The 15,389-nt window shown below is 63.4% G+C and carries 14 protein-coding genes; 8 read left to right on the plus strand and 6 right to left on the minus strand.

The annotated features are described in order from the left end of the window. From RG540_RS16630 to RG540_RS16645, 4 genes are all read left to right on the plus strand, one after another. Window positions 1–1,236 (plus strand): MFS transporter, encoded by a 1,236-nt coding sequence (locus RG540_RS16630; protein WP_038590162.1) that lies wholly within the window; start codon window positions 1–3, stop codon window positions 1,234–1,236. A gap of 110 nt (window positions 1,237–1,346) precedes the next feature. After that, window positions 1,347–1,988: a TetR family transcriptional regulator C-terminal domain-containing protein gene (locus RG540_RS16635; RefSeq protein ID WP_038545783.1), complete on the plus strand. Its 642-nt coding sequence runs from the start codon at window positions 1,347–1,349 to the stop codon at window positions 1,986–1,988. Window positions 1,989–2,003: 15 nt separating this feature from the next. Next, the gene (locus RG540_RS16640) at window positions 2,004–3,212 is read left to right on the plus strand and encodes a pyridoxal phosphate-dependent aminotransferase (protein ID WP_038590165.1); all 1,209 of its coding nucleotides are present in this window, start codon (window positions 2,004–2,006) and stop codon (window positions 3,210–3,212) included. Between the two features lie 86 nt (window positions 3,213–3,298). Beyond that, window positions 3,299–3,532: a tautomerase family protein gene (locus RG540_RS16645; RefSeq protein ID WP_038590168.1), complete on the plus strand. Its 234-nt coding sequence runs from the start codon at window positions 3,299–3,301 to the stop codon at window positions 3,530–3,532. Here the strand turns inward: RG540_RS16645 and RG540_RS16650 are convergent. Further along, entirely contained in the window at window positions 3,514–4,794 is a 1,281-nt protein-coding gene (locus tag RG540_RS16650; protein ID WP_051909481.1) for a DUF763 domain-containing protein, read from the minus strand. The two genes, RG540_RS16645 and RG540_RS16650, sit on opposite strands and share 19 nt — an antisense overlap. A gap of 27 nt (window positions 4,795–4,821) precedes the next feature. Further along, the gene (locus RG540_RS16655) at window positions 4,822–5,994 is read right to left on the minus strand and encodes an aminotransferase (protein WP_038590171.1); all 1,173 of its coding nucleotides are present in this window, start codon (window positions 5,992–5,994) and stop codon (window positions 4,822–4,824) included. A 103-nt stretch (window positions 5,995–6,097) separates the two neighbouring features. Here RG540_RS16655 and RG540_RS16660 point away from each other — a divergent pair, with 103 nt between their 5' ends. Next, a complete protein-coding gene (locus tag RG540_RS16660; protein ID WP_038590173.1) occupies window positions 6,098–6,760 on the plus strand; it encodes a sulfite oxidase-like oxidoreductase in 663 nt (220 codons plus the stop codon). A 3-nt stretch (window positions 6,761–6,763) separates the two neighbouring features. On the opposite strand, the gene RG540_RS16665 is transcribed toward RG540_RS16660, so the two are convergent. Continuing rightward, window positions 6,764–7,363, minus strand: coding sequence for an NADPH-dependent F420 reductase (locus RG540_RS16665; protein ID WP_038590176.1), 600 nt, complete (start codon window positions 7,361–7,363; stop codon window positions 6,764–6,766). Between the two features lie 112 nt (window positions 7,364–7,475). Between RG540_RS16665 and RG540_RS16670 the strand changes: the two genes are divergently transcribed. Further along, a complete protein-coding gene (locus RG540_RS16670) occupies window positions 7,476–8,429 on the plus strand; it encodes a LysR family transcriptional regulator (protein WP_038590179.1) in 954 nt (317 codons plus the stop codon). Window positions 8,430–8,463: 34 nt separating this feature from the next. Here RG540_RS16670 and RG540_RS16675 read toward each other — a convergent pair whose 3' ends face one another. From RG540_RS16675 to RG540_RS16685, 3 genes are read right to left on the minus strand one after another with little or no spacing between them, the layout of a single operon-like run. After that, a complete protein-coding gene (locus RG540_RS16675) occupies window positions 8,464–10,752 on the minus strand; it encodes a xanthine dehydrogenase family protein molybdopterin-binding subunit (RefSeq protein ID WP_038590182.1) in 2,289 nt (762 codons plus the stop codon). Next, window positions 10,749–11,732 (minus strand): FAD binding domain-containing protein, encoded by a 984-nt coding sequence (locus tag RG540_RS16680; RefSeq protein ID WP_038590184.1) that lies wholly within the window; start codon window positions 11,730–11,732, stop codon window positions 10,749–10,751. Before RG540_RS16680 ends, RG540_RS16675 begins: the two co-directional genes overlap by 4 nt. After that, complete coding sequence (locus RG540_RS16685; RefSeq protein ID WP_038590188.1) at window positions 11,732–12,205, minus strand: (2Fe-2S)-binding protein; 474 nt, start codon at window positions 12,203–12,205, stop codon at window positions 11,732–11,734. The genes RG540_RS16680 and RG540_RS16685 overlap by 1 nt, the downstream gene beginning before the upstream one ends. 237 nt (window positions 12,206–12,442) lie before the next feature. Between RG540_RS16685 and RG540_RS16690 the strand changes: the two genes are divergently transcribed. Further along, the gene (locus tag RG540_RS16690) at window positions 12,443–13,033 is read left to right on the plus strand and encodes a TetR/AcrR family transcriptional regulator (protein ID WP_038590192.1); all 591 of its coding nucleotides are present in this window, start codon (window positions 12,443–12,445) and stop codon (window positions 13,031–13,033) included. Window positions 13,034–13,429: 396 nt separating this feature from the next. Further along, entirely contained in the window at window positions 13,430–15,388 is a 1,959-nt protein-coding gene (locus tag RG540_RS16695) for a methyl-accepting chemotaxis protein (RefSeq protein ID WP_051909483.1), read from the plus strand. Window position 15,389 lies beyond the last annotated feature (1 nt).

Raw genomic sequence — 15,389 nt, forward strand, 5'->3', positions numbered from 1 at the left:
ATGAGCACCGCGACGACCCTGGAAACGCCAGCCGAAGGCCGCTGGTCGATGCTGGCGCTGCTGTGCTTCGCCGTCGTGCTCTCCTTTTCCTGCTGGTTTTCGGCAAACGCGATCGCGCCGGAGCTGAAACGCGCCTGGTCGCTGTCCGAAAATGCCGCCGCCTGGCTCACAAACGGCGTGCAGATCGGCTTCGTGATCGGCGCTCTGGCCGCAAGCCTCTTCAACCTGCCGGACCTCATCCGCATGAACCGGCTGATGGCGGCCTCCGCCCTGCTTGCCGCGCTCTCCAATGCCGCCTTGGCTCTGGAACCCGGCCCGGCCGGCGCCATCCTCTGCCGCATGGTCACCGGCTTCGCACTTGCCGGCGTTTATCCGCCGGCGCTGAAGCTCGTCTCAACCTGGTTTATCTCCGGACGAGGCCTGGCGTTGGCCGGCGTCATCGGCGCGATCACCGCCGGCTCGTCGCTGCCGCATCTCTTTCGCGGCATGTCATCCGCCGTTGACTGGCACAATGTCGTGTTGCTTTCGAGCAGTGCGACGCTGGTCGGCGCCGTCGTTCTCCTCCTCTTCACCCGTGAAGGCCCCTATCCGTTCGGCAAGGCTCTGTTCGATCCGCGCCAGATCGGCCGGGTGCTGAAGGACCGCAACCTGCTGCTCGTCAACGGCGGTTATCTCGGCCATATGTGGGAACTTTATGCCATGTGGGCCTGGCTGCTCGCCTATCTGACCGCAGCCCTCGACAAGGGTGGAACCGGCATCAGCAGCGAGGCCTCGCTGCTCACCTTCATCGCGGTTGCATCAGGCGTGTTCGGCTGTTTTGCCGGCGGCGTGCTCTCGGACCGTTTTGGCCGTACCGCCACCACCGCCGGCCTGATGATTGTCTCCGGCCTCTGCGCCCTGACCATCGGCTTCGTCTTCGACGGCCCCTTCTGGCTGCTGGCGCTGGTGGTGATCGTCTGGGGCATTTCGATCATCGGAGACTCGGCGCAATTCTCGGCCGCTGTCACCGAACTTGCCGACCGCAACTACATCGGCACGGCACTATCACTGCAGATGGGCATGGGTTTCGCGCTGACGATCTTCATGATCTGGCTGATGCCGCATCTGGCCGCAATTCTCGGCGGCTGGCGTTGGACATTCGTGTTGCTGGCGGTCGGGCCGATCTTCGGCGCCGCTTCCATGCTGATCCTGCGAAGCAGGCCGGAAGCCGTCCGGCTTGCCGGCGGAAGGCGCTGATCAGGCGACGAGGCGCGGTCGAAGGAATTTGCTTGCGCGAATTATTCGAGCGTATAATAAGCCGTGACGCCGTGCGAAAAACGGCCTGCCCGTTCCTCAGGAGATGACCCGTGAACCGCCGCACCTACCACAGGGCAAGCGAGGCCGAGCGGCGCGAGGACCTGATTGCCGCGACGCTCGATTGCATCGCCGAGTTCGGCATCCAGGGCGCGACGGTCCGCCAGATCGCCATGCGCGCCGGCGTCACCGGCGGGCTGATCAGGCACTATTTCAGCAGCAAGGACCAGATGCTGCAGGCGGCCTACCGCAAGGTGATGGCCGGCATGACCGAGGCGGCGGTTGCTGCCGCGATCGAGGGCGAGACGGCGCGCTCGCGCCTGCGCCGCTTCATCGTCGCCAACGTGACGCCGCCGGTCACCGACCCGCGCACGCTGTCGCTCTGGGCCGCATTCATCAGCCATATCCAGATCGACCAGAGCTTCGCCGCCATCCACCGCGAAAACTACCTCTCATTCCTGGAGGCGCTGGAGACGCTGCTGTCCGCCTTCTTCGTCGAGGAGAAGCGAGCTCTCAGCCCTGCCCAATGCCGCACCTATGCAATCGGGGTCAACGCGCTCGTCGACGGCCTCTGGCTGGAGGGAACGCTTGCAGCTGACACGTTTGCGGAACACGAACTCGCAGAAAATGCCCTGATCTCCGTGGAAGCGCTGCTGCGCCTGCAGCCCGGCGAGCTTTCGGCCGAACAACGATAACAAAAGGAACCACCGATGCGTTATGCCTCGATCACCGACCGCCTCGCCCATCTAGGCTCCGGCCGCTGGGCACTCCACCTGACAGCCCGCCGCATGCAGGCATCGGGCGAGGATATCATCGAACTCACCATCGGCGAGCCGGACGTCAAGCCGGACAAGGCTCTGCTCGACGAGGCGGCGCGCGCCATGTATGCCGGCCGCACCCGTTATTCCAACGGCCGCGGCGAGCCGCCGGTGCTGAAGGCGCTGGTCGAGAAATATTCGAAGCGCCGGCTAGGTGTCACAGAGCGCAATTTCCTCTGCTTCCCCGGCACCCAGACCGCGCTCTACGGCGTCATGACCGGTCTCGTCGAAGCCGGCGACGGCGTGCTCGTCGGCGATCCGCTCTATGCGACCTATGAAGGCGTCATCCAGTCCACCGGCGCACACATGATCCCCGTGCCGCTGCGTCCGGAAAAGAAATTCCACCTGCAGGCCGAGGACCTCGAACGGGCGATCACGCCGGAGGCCCGCGTGCTCCTTCTCAACACGCCGCACAATCCGACCGGCGCGGTGCTGACTGCCGCGGAAATCGCTGCGATCGGCGAGGTCTGCCGCCGGCATGACCTCTGGATCGTCTCGGACGAGGTCTATGAGCAGTTGATCTTCGAAGGCACGCCGTTCGCCTCTCCTTTCGACATTCCGGAATTGGCCGAACGCACCATCGCAGTCTCGTCGATCTCGAAATCTCACGCGGCCCCAGGCTTCCGCAGCGGCTGGGCCGCCGGCCCGGAAGAATTCTGTGAAAGACTGCTGCCGGTGTCCGAAACCATGCTGTTCGGCGTGCAGCCCTTCATCTCCGACATGACCGCCATGGCGCTGTCGCAGCATTTCGACACCGCCGACGTCATGCGGGGAAATTATCGCCGCCGTGCCACGATCGTCGAGAAGGCCTTTGCCGGCAGCAATCTCGTCAAGCCGATGCCGCCGGAAGGGGGAATGTTTGTCCTGCTCGACGTGACCGCCACCGGCCTTAACGGCGAGGAATTCGCCTGGGAACTGCTGCGCGAGGAGAAGGTTGCCGTCATGCCCGGCACCTCCTTCGGCGACCAGGCCGCAGGCTTCCTGCGCATCTCGCTAACCGTCCCGGACGACGTGGTTGCAACCGCCATGGACCGTATCGCTGACCTCGCCGGCCGCATCGCGTCCACTGGCAGAGACCGCGCGACAACCCCGATGGCGTGAGCGAAGTTCCCGATTGATCTCCCGGAGCAAGACGGTCTATCCTAACCCTCGGTTGATTTGAAAACTGCCGATCGGAGGAGCGCAACATGCCCCATGTTATCGTCAAAATGATCGAGGGCCGCTCCGAAGAGCAGAAGCAGGCGCTGACGGCTGAGGTGACCAAGGCGGTCATGACCGCCCTCGGCTCCGCCGAGAGTTCCGTGTCGGTCGCAATCCAGGACTTTCCGAGGGACGCCTGGACGGACAAGGTCTACGTGCCGGATATCCAGGGGCAGCCGGAGCTTGTCTACAAAAAGCCCGGTTACGATCCCTTCAAGTAATCAGCTGATCCCGGAAAATTGGCGGTCTCCTCCGCCGGCGGCTCCCAGCCGAAGACGCTGCGGCCGCCCCATTCGTGCGACTGGCGGAATTCGCCGGCGACGATCTCCTTGAGGTCCGGGCCGGTCACATACCGTTCCATCTGGCGGGCCTGGTCATCGAGCCGCTTCAGCGCCTGCAGCTCCTCCTCGCGGCCGAGCCGGGCCTTGCCGACCGCGGACTTCATCACCTTGATCGTCTCGTCATAGACCTTCAGCGGCACCGGAAACGGATGCCGGTCCTTGCCGCCATGGGCGAGCGAGAAACGCGCCGGATCGGAAAAACGGCACGGCGCGCCATGCACCACCTCGGCGACCATGGCCAAAGCCTTGACCGTCCGCGCTCCGACGCCCGGCATCAGCAGCAGGTTCTCGAAATCCTCCGGGCCTCGATCGGCCGCCGCCGCCAGCGTGCCATGCAGCCGCCTCATGTTGACGTCCTCCTCGCGGACATCGTGATGCGCCGGCATGACCAGATGCGGCAGCATCGGCTGCGCCAGTTCCTTCACCTTGCGCGCCGGCTCGATGGCGATCACCTCGCGGACGATCCGGTCCGGCCCGAGCGTCGCGAGCAGGTCGAGCTGGCCCTTGCGGGAGGCTTCGGCACGGTGGTCGGCGAGATTGACGATCTCGCCCTGCCCGCGGCCTTCGATGGCCGCATGCGGAGAATCGACGAAGCTTTTCAAGCCCTCCGAGATCCAGTGGTAACGCCGCGCCTGGCGCTTGTCGCCGTTCATTCCCTGCTGCACCACCACCCATTTGCCATCGTCGGTGACGATGAACCCGTGCAGATAAAGATCGAACCCGTCCTGCACCGCGGCGCTGTCCACCTTGGCGACCAGACGGCTGGTCGTCGCAAGATTGCTGCCGTCGATGCCGACGCGGTTGCCGACGGCGATCAATTCGTCCGGCGTCTTGCGGGAGCTCTGGCCCCGGCCGCCGCAAACATGGATGCCGAGTTCGCCGGCCATCGGGGTCAGCCCGCGCTTGAGTGCGCCGAGAACGCTGGTGGTAATACCGGAAGAATGCCAGTCCATTCCCATGACGCAACCGAAGGACTGGAACCAGAAGGGATGCGCCAGCCGCCGCAGAAGCTCGTCGCGGCCGTATTCGATGACGATCGCCTGGGTGATCACGGCGCCGAGCTTGGTCATGCGCTCGCCGAGCCACCGGGGAACCCGGCCGCCGTGAAGCGGGAGATCGGCGCTGCCTGCTCTTTGAACCATGCTCCGCTTATATACGGACGCTCAGGCTCACGATAGAGAAAAGTTCTGCAAACGTTCTCGCAACAGCCCGATCGTCGGCACGTCCGCATTGGCGAACGCGAAGCGCAGATAATTCTGTTGGCTCTCGCCGAAATAGGCGCCCGGAATGCAGATTACGCCCGCCTGCCTGGCCAGCTTCTCCGCCACTTCCGCGGAACTCCTGCCCGGAAAGGGATGCCGCACGAAGGCGAAATAGGCGCCGATCGCATCGAGCTTCCAGTCGTTGACGGAACGCATCACCGCCTTCAGCGCATCGGCACGGCGGCCGATCTCCTGGCGGTTTTCCTCACGCCAATCGGCGAGAAGCGGCAGCGCCTTGGCGACGGCAGCCTGAGCGGCGCGCGGCGCGCAGATCTGCAGGTTGTCCATGATCTTGGCGATCTGCTCGACCGCAACCGGTCCGGCGGTGATCGCTCCGAGCCGGTGCCCCGGGATGCAGAAGGATTTCGAAAAACTGTAGAGGCTGATCAGCGTATCTTCCCAGCCGTCGAGACTGAACAGCGCGTGCGGCACCTGGTCCGCTGTCGGCAGAAAGTCGCGATAGGTCTCGTCGAGGATCAGCCAGATGCCTTTGTTCCGGCAGAGCTTGAAGATCGCTTCGAGCAGCGACGGCGGATAGATCGCCCCCGTCGGATTGTTGGGTGAGACGAGCGCCAGCGCCCGCACCTCGCCGGTGATCGCAGCTTCAAGCCCGACAAGGTCCGGCAGAAAACCGTTCGCCGCGTCGCAGGCGACGAAAGCGGTCTTGACGCCCATCATCGCCAGCGTCGTTTCGTGGTTGAAATAGAAGGGCTCGGTCATCAGCACCGTATTGCCGGGGCCAGCCACCGTCATCGCGGCGCAGACGAAAGCCTGGTTGCAGCCCGACGTGACGTGGATGTTCCTGAGGCCGATGCCTGCGCCATAAACCTCCGAGACATGCGCCGCATAGGCTGTCCGAAGTTCCGCCTCGCCCTCGATCGGCCCATATCCGGTGAAGGCCTTTGAGGAGCCGGTCTCGCCGAGCAGCTTCAGCATGTCCGGATGGGCCGGATAACCGGGCACGGCCTGAGAGAGGTCGATCAGCGGACCCCGGGACCCGTCATAGGCACGCCCCCAGGCGGCGACGGAGGGAACGGGCGGAGGGCTGAGCTTTTCGATAAGCGGATTGAAGGCAGGCATGATCTTCCGAGAACAGGATTTTCCGAACAAGCAATTGCCAAGATGGGCAATTGATTGCCTTTCTTGTTTATCAGATTATCGGGCGACGCAAGGAGAACCGGATATGGCCGACGAAATTGAGCCCGAGGATTCGAAGCTCACCATCACCAAGCGGAAATGGGCGGAACAAGGCAAATTCCTGACCGGCCGCATCACGAGGCCGGAAACCGACCGCCTGCCGCCCGGTCAGCACCTGGTCAAGAACTGGCCGGTGCTCGATCTCGGCCAGCAGCCGCAGGTCTCGACCGAGCGCTGGAAACTTGACGTGCGCGGCCTCGTCAACAACCGCAGGACCTTGGATTGGGCGGCCTTCCAGGCCCTGCCGCAGACCGGGATGCGCTCCGACATCCATTGCGTGACCACCTGGTCGCGTTACGACAACAACTGGAAAGGTGTCTCGACACACGACTTCCTCGATCTCGTCGACCCGCAAGAGGAGGCGGTTGCCGTCATGCTGACCAGCTATGACGGCTATACCACCAACTTGCTGCTCTCGGATTTCGCCTCGCCGGACGCGATCATCGTCACCGAGTGGGAAGGCAAGCCGCTGAGCGAGGAGCATGGCGGGCCGGTGCGGCTGGTGGTGCCGCACCTCTATTTCTGGAAGAGCGCCAAATGGATCAACCGCATCGAGTTCCTCGACCGGGATCAGGCCGGCTTCTGGGAGAAGAACGGCTACCACATGCGCGGCGATCCCTGGTCCGAGGAACGTTATTCGGACGACTGAGGGTCAGCCGAAATTGACGAGATTCAGTCCCGGCAGCGGACCGCCCGGGAACTGCGTCAGCTTGGCCCCGACAGCAAGCGGCCCGAGGTCTATGCCGAAGAAGCCGAGCTTCTCCGTCAAGGCGGCGACTTCCGTCTTTGCGGCCGCATCGTCACCCGAGTAGAACAGCACCCGCTTGCCGCCCTCGGAAGAGGGATCGGTCTCGACCAGCTTGGCAAACAGATGATTGAACGCCTTAACCACCCGGGCGCCCGGCACGAGGTCCGCGACGATCTCGCTGGAAAGACGGCCGTTGAGTTCGGCCGGTTTATAGAGCGGCGACTCGATCGGGTTGTTTGCATCGATGACGATCCGCCCGTTCCAGTCCGGAAGGCCGGCAAGCGCAGCCGGCAGCTTCGACCATGGAACCGCGATCAGCACCATGTCCGCACTTGCGGCCTCCTCGATCGTGCCGGCGGAAATCCAGGGTGACAGCTCAGCCGTCAGTGTTTCGAGCGAGGCCGGGCCGCGGCTGTTGGCGATGGTGGCGCGCACGCCGTTTCTTGCAAGAGTGCGGGCGAAGGCTGCGCCGATATTGCCGGCGCCGATGATACCGATGGTCATGATTGCGATACTCCAGTGGTTTCGATGACAGGAATATCGCCTCTGGATTGGCGCCTGATTAGGCGGTAATAATGCGGATCATCTTCAAGCAACCATTGAGAATAAATCCGCTGTGGAAAGTCTCGCCAATCTCGAATCCTTCATGCGCAGCGCCGAGCTCGGCGGTTTCTCGGCTGCGGCCCGGCGGTTGGCGCTGACGCCCGCGGCTGTCAGCCGCAATGTCGCGATGCTTGAGAGGAACCTCGGCACCCGCCTCTTCCAGCGCAGCACGCGCAGGCTGACGCTGACGGAAGCGGGCGAACGTTTCCTGTCGGAGATCCGCGATCACGTCGGGGCGCTGCAGGCTGCGATAGCTGGCGCCTCGTCGGAAAGCGCGGAGCCGGCCGGTGTGCTGAAAGTCAGCATGAGCCCGCATTTCGGTACGGGTTATATCTTACCGCTGCTGCCGGAGTTCATCGCGCGTTACCCGCTGATCCGTCCGGACTGGTCTTTCGAAAACCGGCAGGTCGATCTGATCGCCGAGGGATATGACACAGCGATCGGCGGCGGGTTTGAGCTGACGCCCGGCGCGGTCGCTCGGGTGCTGGCGCCGGCCCATATCGTCCTAGTCGCTTCACCCGCGTACATGAGGGACAGGCCGATGCCGGCCCATCCGGCGGATCTTGCGAACCTCGACGGCATCCATATGCGTTCTTCCAATACCGGCCGTATCCGCCAATGGGTGATGCGAAATACCGGCGGCGACGAAGTACCGGTGGTACTGAGGGAAAAGATGGTGCTCAACGACCCAGCTGCCATTGCCCACGCAGCAAGCCTCGGCCTCGGCGTCGCGATGATCGCGATGCCGGATGCCTTATCGTATATGGAGAGCGGTACGCTCGTCCGCCTGCTGCCCGACTGGTATGCGGATATCGGGCCGATCTCGATCTACTACGCCAGCAAGACGCTGCTGCCGGCAAAAACCCGCGTCTTTATCGACTTCGTGGTCGAGCATTTTCGGAAGGAACGTCTGGCCGAACGTTTTGCCGGCAGCCTCGGGGCATCCAACACGCCGAAGCGAAAATAGGCGCACCCGGCCGAAGCCGGATGCGCGGGATCGGTCAGATCAGCTTTTCGAGCGTGATCGGCAGGTCCCGGACGCGTTTGCCGGTCGCGTGGAAGACCGCGTTGGCGATCGCCGGCGCGACGCCGACGATGCCGACCTCGCCGACACCCTTGCCGCCCAGCGCCGAGGCACCGTAGTCGGGAATGCCGACCGAGATTACCTCGATATGCGGAACGTCCGCATTGGTCGGCACCAGATAGTCGCCCATGTTGTTGTTGACGGTGCGGCCGTTGCGCTGGTCGACGAGACCTTCTTCCAGGAGAGCCTGGCCGATGCCCATGATGATGCCGCCCCGCCACTGGCTTTCCACCAGCCGCGGATTGTAGAGCCGGCCGCAATCGAAGGCCGAGACGATACGGGACACCCGCACCGTTCCAAAATCCTCATCCACCCGCACTTCGGCGAAATGGGCGCACCAGCTATGCATGGAATATTCGCCCATGGTCGGCCCCTGGACCTTCGCCATGCTCGTCCAGGCCTGATGTTGCTCCTGGGCGGTGGCACCTTCCGGCAGCGTATTCCTCAGGATCTCGATCTCGTCGCGACCGAGCGCCGCCATCAGTTCCGAAAGCGTGAGCGACGGACCTTGATCGCGGGGAGCGGCAATGCGGCCGCCGCTGAAGGTCAGCGTATTGGCGCCGGTATCGCGCAGCGGCGATTTCTCGTCGTTGAGCGCCAGTCCGATCAGTTCGTCGCGGGCCGCCGTCGCCGCCTTGTGCACGGCACCGAGGATGGAGCCCGCCAGCATCGAGCCGCCGGCGATCGCCGAGCCCGGCAGCCGGGAATCGCCGAGATGGACCTCGACCTGGTCGACGGGAATGCCAAACACTTCGGCTGCCGTCTGGGCAAGGATGGTATAGGTCCCCTGCCCCATGTCGATCGCACCGCTGACGACCTCGACACGGCCATTGCGCAGGATGCGGATCATCGCCTCGCTGGGCGCCTGAAGGACCGGGAAGGTGCCGCAGCCGATGCCCCAGCCGATCAGGGTCTTGCCGTCGCGCATCGAGCGTGGTTCATGGCTGCGTTTCGACCAGCCGAAGGCTTCGGCGCCTTCGGTCAGCGCTTCGCGCAGCCGGCGGGTCGACCACGGTTTCCCTGACTGGTAGTCATGGTCGGCATAGTTCTTGAGCCGCAGTTCGAGCGGGTCGATGCCGAGCTTGTAAGCCAGCTCCTCCATCGCACTTTCGATGCCGAAGGCGCTGGGGTTCTTGCCAGGGCCGCGCAACGCACCCGGAGTGACGGCGTTGACCGGCACGACCCTATGCTGCGACGAGAAATTCTCGACCTTGTAGAGGATCGGCGTCGCAGCACCCGTCTGCTCCGGCCAGTCCGCATAGGTGGAGGTCTCGCTGGCGCCGCGATGGACGATCGCCTGAAGGATGCCGTCTTCGGTCGCGCCGATCTTGATCCGCTGGCGCGTCGCGGCGCGACCGCCATAGTTCGTGAAATTCTGCGGTCGCGTCAGCGCAAGCTTGACCGGCCGGCCGAGCTTCCTTGCCGCGAAAGCGGCCACCGCGCCATGGGCGAGCGCCGCCCCCTTCGAACCAAACCCGCCGCCGATGAACGGCGAGATCAGGCGGACATTTTCGTAAGGAATGCCGAACCATTCAGAATAGCTGCGCGCCATGCCGTGAGACCACTGGCTCGGTTCCCAGACCGTGATCCGGTCGCCATCCCACTTCACGGTCAACCCGTGCGGCTCCATGGCGACGTGATATTCACGCGGCGTCGAATATTCGCCTTCGATCTGAACCGGCGCGGCCGCAAGAGCGGCCTCGGCATCACCCCATCCGGAGGTGAGACTGTCCATCACCTTGCCTTCGCCGGCAGCCGTATCATTGAAGCTTGCGACATGCGGCGCCTTCTCATAGGTGATGCAGATCAGCCTTGCCGCCTCGACCGCCTGTTCGCGACTTTCCGCGACGACTGCGGCGATCGACTGGCCATTGTATTGCACCTGCCGCGGCAGCGGATAATACGGCTGATTTTCCGGGCGATTGCCACCCCAGTCGGAGGCGACCAGGAGACCCAGGTCGTCATCCGGCGTCAGCACCATCAGCACGCCCGGGGCCGCAAGCGCCTTTTCCGCATCGACCGAAATGACGCGGCCGGCCGGGATCGTGCTCTGCACGAGAATGGCGTAGGCAAGGCCTTCGAGCGGATATTCCAGCGCATAGGTCGCACCACCGGTGACCTTCAGATTGCCTTCGAAGCGTGTTTGACGACCGCCGACAGTCCCGTCGGAGGCATCGCCGTGTTTGCGGGGTTCCATGATGGTCATACGAGACCTCCAACTTTCAGGATGGCGCGGGCGACGACGCGCGGCGCAAGTTCGATCTTGTAGCGATTGGCGCCATGCGAAACGGCGCCTCCCACGGCGAGCCGGCTCGCTGCCTCGACGGTTTCGAGGCTGAGCACCTTGCCGACCAGCGCCTGTTCGACGCTACGGGCCCGCCACGGCTTGGTGGCAACGCCGCCGAGAGCGACGCGGATATCGCGCACCGTCTTGCCGTCCGCCTCGAATTCCAGGCCGACCGCGGCACTCGCTGCCGCAAATTCATAGGACTGCCGGTCGCGCACCTTCAGATAGGTGGAGTTCTTCGCCGCCGCCGAGGCCCGCACGGTGATCGCGGTGATCATCTCGCCGCGTTCCAGCACGGTTTCCCGCTCCGGCGTATTACCCGGCATCAGGAAGAAGTCGTCGACGGATACCGTCCGGCCACCGAGCTCGACCACGGCGTCGAAGGCGACGAGGGCAACCGCGAGGTCACCCGGATAGCTGGCGATGCAGGCATCGCTCGTGCCGAGAACGGCATGGTTGCGGGTAACGCCGCCGAGCGCCGAACAGCCCGAGCCGGGATTGCGCTTGTGGCAGGCCGGAAACACGTCCGGTTCGCGGAAATACGAACAGCGTGTCCGCTGCAGCAGGTTGCCGCCGATCGTCGCCATGTTGCGCAGCTGGGCGGAGGCCGCCAGCGACAGCGATTCCGAAACCGCCGGGAAAGCGGCGCGGATGCCTGCGTGATCGGCAACCTCCCCCATCTTGGCAAGCGCACCGATCGTGGCGCCGCCAGCATCGACGGTGATTTCGCCGAGGCCCGAGAGGTGGGTGATGTCGATGACCGTTTCCGGCTCCATCACGCCACATTTGGCGAGATCGAGAAGCGTCGTGCCACCGGCAAGCAGCGCTGAACCGGCCTGGAGTGCCGCCTGCCGGGCTTCATCGGCAGACGAGGCGCGGAGATAGGAAAAGTCTCTCATCACGCCATCTCCGCCGCTTCGCGCACCGCCGCGACGATGCTGTTATAGGCTCCGCACCGACAGAGATTGCCGGACATGTATTCGCGGATTTCCTCGTCCGATCCTGCATGGCCCTCGCGGATGCAGGCGACTGCCGACATGATCTGGCCGGGTGTGCAATAGCCGCATTGGAACGCATCATGCTCCACGAAAGCCGCCTGGACAGGGTGCAACTCGCCGTTTTCCGCGGCAATCCCCTCAATCGTGGTGATCTGCCGGCCTTCGACCTGGGCTGCGAGCGTCAGACAGGAAAGCACACGGCTACCGTCGACATGACAGGTGCAGGCACCGCATTGACCCTGGTCGCAGCCCTTCTTGGTGCCGGTCAGCGCCAGATGTTCGCGCAGGGCATCGAGCAGCGTGACACGCGGTTCGACATCGAGTTCGTGCCGCCTCCCGTTGATATCGAGCGAAAGATGGATGGTTCGTGTCATGGATCAAGCTCCTGCCATTGTCACGAGAATGAGAACTTTAAAGCCTGGGACGGACTGGCCAACTGGCTGCGATGCCCTAGATGATGTTCGGCGAGAGAAGCACCGGCACATTTCGGCATGACATCCGTCCCCCTCTGGACTAAGAAGTGGAAGGCACTCCAGATAAACGGAGGCGCCTCCGTTTAAACTAGTGGCTTACGGATTTTCGTCAAGCCCTCATTTGCCTGGAGCAATATTTTGGCCTCGGCCGAGCCGAAGACATCGCCCGCATCGACCAAGCTTCGCGCCGATGCTCGCCGTAACCGCGACAGGCTGATCGAGGTGGCGGCCGCAGCCTTTGCGGAAAATGGCGTCGAGACCTCGCTGGAAGATATAGCACGCCAGGCCGGCGTCGGCATCGGCACCCTTTACCGGCATTTCCCGAGCCGCGAGCATCTCGTGGAAGTGGTCTATCGACGCGAACTCGAAAGCCTTGCCACGGCTGCCACCGAACTTGCGGAAAAACATACGCCGGATGTTGCCCTTGAGGAATGGATGCGTCGTTTCGTCGGCTACATCGCCACCAAGCGCGGCATGGCCAACAGCCTGCGCATTCTCATGACGTCGAACTCCTCCCTTTTTTCCGAGGGCTCGGGCCTGATCCGCGGCGCTTTGGAAAGCCTGTTGAAGACCGCCGGCGACAAGGGATGCATCCGCAGCGACATCGAGACAAGCGATCTCCTGCACGCGCTGTCGAGTATCTATTCGATTCCGGAATCGCCCGAATGGCGTGAGCGGTCGCATCGCCTGATCGGCCTCTTGATGGACGGCCTTCGGACCCGCCGATAACACCCGCTCGATGCCTCGGATCCGCTCGGAAACGGCCCGTCGGATGGGCTAGATTTCGCATTTCGTTTGAACGGAAAATCAAGCAATCGTCGATTGACAGGTATCCTGTTACTACGCCGGCCTGATTCCAATATTATCGTTATAAAATAAAAGGATAGCGCAGGCCTATTTTCGAGATTTTAGTGCCGAAAATCATCAAAAGTCATTGTACAGTATCAAAATTCAATCTGTCGTTAAAGAGTTTGGCCCTAATCTCCCGGGGACCGCGTGACCGCCATCCGGTGTAGCGCAAGAACCGGTATGAGACCGGTTCTCTTCCCACACTGCCAGATATCAGATCTGCGCGTGAAAACGCGTTGCCTCATTCGAGGCTTCATCAATCCGGAGCCGAACCTCATGTCCCGTCTCTCAATTCGCAGCTCGCTCATCGCCGTCTTCGGCGCGATTGCAGCTCTCGTCGCCGTTCTCGCCTGGGCGGCCATTTCCTCGCTCTCCAATGTCGCCGGCAATCTCAACACGATTTCCGAGAACTCGATGCCGAGCGTTCAGGCTTCGAAGAATATCGAGACGGCCATTCTCGGAATGACGGTCGCCTATATGGGCCATCTGACCACCACCTCGGACTTCGGCATGGATTCGGCGGAAAAGCTGATCGCTCAGCAGTCCGATGCGCTGAAGACAGCTCTCAATACCTACAGGCCACTGATCTCCAGCGATCAGGAAAAGCAGATCATCGACCAGATCCAGACCGGCATCGACAAATACATCCTCAACGGACAGAAGATGCTGGACTTCTCCCGCAAGGCTTCGGACGCCCGCGCCCGTGTCGAGATGGAGAAGATGCGCATCACCATCCAGCCGGTCATGGAAGCCGTTACCAAGCTGGTCAAGTCGAACACCGACGAGGCGGCCGTCGAAACCGCCAAGGCGAAGACGACCTATTCCACCGCGCTCACCACGATGGAAATCATCCTCGGCGTCGTTTTCCTGCTGATCGTCGGCGCCGCCGTCTACGTGCTGTCCGGCATCGCCCGTCCGATCCAGCGCATCACCGCTTCGATGAGCGGCCTTGCCGCAGGTGACACCGCCGCCGAAATCCCCTTTGCCGGCCGCAAGGACGAAGTCGGCGCCATGGCCGGCGCCGTCGAAGTGTTCCGCCAGGCCGCGATCTCCAACAGGCAGCTTCAGGAACAGGCCGAGGAAGCCCGCGGCCAAGCCGAAGCCGACCGTATCCGCCTGCAGGAAGAGGCGGAAGCTTCGGCCCAGGCCCGCCTGCACGAAGCGACCTCCGGCCTTGCCGCCGGCCTGCGCCGTCTTGCCTCCGGTGACCTCGCCTTCCAGCTCAACGAACCCTTCGCTCCGGATTTCGAAGCCCTGCGCGAAGATTTGAACTCCGCCGTGTCCCGTCTCGGCGCTGCACTCTCGGAAGTCGCCGGCTCGGCCCAATCGATCGACAGCGGTTCGCGTGAAGTCAGCCAGAGCGCCGACGACCTTTCCAAGCGGACTGAACAGCAGGCAGCCTCGCTTGAAGAGACCGCCGCAGCCCTCGACGAAATCACCGTCAACGTCTCGAACTCTTCCAAGCGCGCCGATGAAGCCAAGGCGATCGCATTGCAGGCAAACTCCAGCGCCGCCCAGTCGGGGGCCGTGGTTGCCAACGCCGTCGACGCGATGCAGCGCATCGAGCAGTCGTCCAGCCAGATCTCCAACATCATCGGCGTCATCGACGAGATCGCCTTCCAGACCAATTTGCTGGCGCTGAATGCCGGCGTCGAAGCGGCCCGTGCGGGCGATGCCGGCAAGGGTTTTGCGGTCGTCGCCCAGGAAGTCCGCGAACTCGCCCAGCGTTCCGCGAGCGCCGCCAAGGAGATCAAGGACCTCATCCGCAAGTCGGGTGCCGAGGTTCAGAACGGCGTCAAGCTGGTGCGCGAGACCGGCGACGCGCTGAAGACGATCGAATCCCACGTCGTCACCATCAACGAGCATATCAGTGCGATCGCCACAGCCGCCCGCGAACAGTCGGTCGGCCTTGCCGAAGTCAATTCGGCCGTCAACCAGATGGACCAGGTGACCCAGCAGAATGCCGCGATGGTCGAAGAAACCAATGCTGCCGGCGCCAATCTCGCTTCGGAAAGCACGAAGCTGCGTGATCTCCTCACCCGCTTCAAGCTCTCCGAAGGCGGTCGGCGTTCCGGAACGCAGCAGCGGCCTGCCTACGGCTCCGCTCCGGCCCCGGCCGGTCGCAACGCCGTCCCGCAGGAATCGCCGGCCCGCCGCCTTGCACAGCGCGTCAGCAAGTCCTTCGGTGGTGCCGCGGCTGCTGCAACCACGGAATCGCAGTGGACCGAATTCTGAT

Source organism: Neorhizobium galegae bv. orientalis str. HAMBI 540 (assembly GCF_000731315.1).
In the GTDB taxonomy this organism is placed as follows: Bacteria; Pseudomonadota; Alphaproteobacteria; order Rhizobiales; family Rhizobiaceae; genus Neorhizobium; species Neorhizobium galegae.

Bases quoted from the DNA above. Each gene is read 5' to 3' on its own strand.
- RG540_RS16630 (WP_038590162.1), top strand. From the start codon at position 1: ATGAGCACCGCGACGACCCTGGAAACGCCAGCCGAAGGCCGCTGGTCG.
- RG540_RS16640 (WP_038590165.1), top strand. From the start codon at position 2,004: ATGCGTTATGCCTCGATCACCGACCGCCTCGCCCATCTAGGCTCCGGC.
- RG540_RS16645 (WP_038590168.1), top strand. From the start codon at position 3,299: ATGCCCCATGTTATCGTCAAAATGATCGAGGGCCGCTCCGAAGAGCAG.
- RG540_RS16650 (WP_051909481.1), bottom strand. From the start codon at position 4,794: ATGGTTCAAAGAGCAGGCAGCGCCGATCTCCCGCTTCACGGCGGCCGG.
- RG540_RS16655 (WP_038590171.1), bottom strand. From the start codon at position 5,994: ATGCCTGCCTTCAATCCGCTTATCGAAAAGCTCAGCCCTCCGCCCGTT.
- RG540_RS16660 (WP_038590173.1), top strand. From the start codon at position 6,098: ATGGCCGACGAAATTGAGCCCGAGGATTCGAAGCTCACCATCACCAAG.
- RG540_RS16665 (WP_038590176.1), bottom strand. From the start codon at position 7,363: ATGACCATCGGTATCATCGGCGCCGGCAATATCGGCGCAGCCTTCGCC.
- RG540_RS16675 (WP_038590182.1), bottom strand. From the start codon at position 10,752: ATGACCATCATGGAACCCCGCAAACACGGCGATGCCTCCGACGGGACT.
- RG540_RS16680 (WP_038590184.1), bottom strand. From the start codon at position 11,732: ATGAGAGACTTTTCCTATCTCCGCGCCTCGTCTGCCGATGAAGCCCGG.
- RG540_RS16685 (WP_038590188.1), bottom strand. From the start codon at position 12,205: ATGACACGAACCATCCATCTTTCGCTCGATATCAACGGGAGGCGGCAC.
- RG540_RS16695 (WP_051909483.1), top strand. From the start codon at position 13,430: ATGTCCCGTCTCTCAATTCGCAGCTCGCTCATCGCCGTCTTCGGCGCG.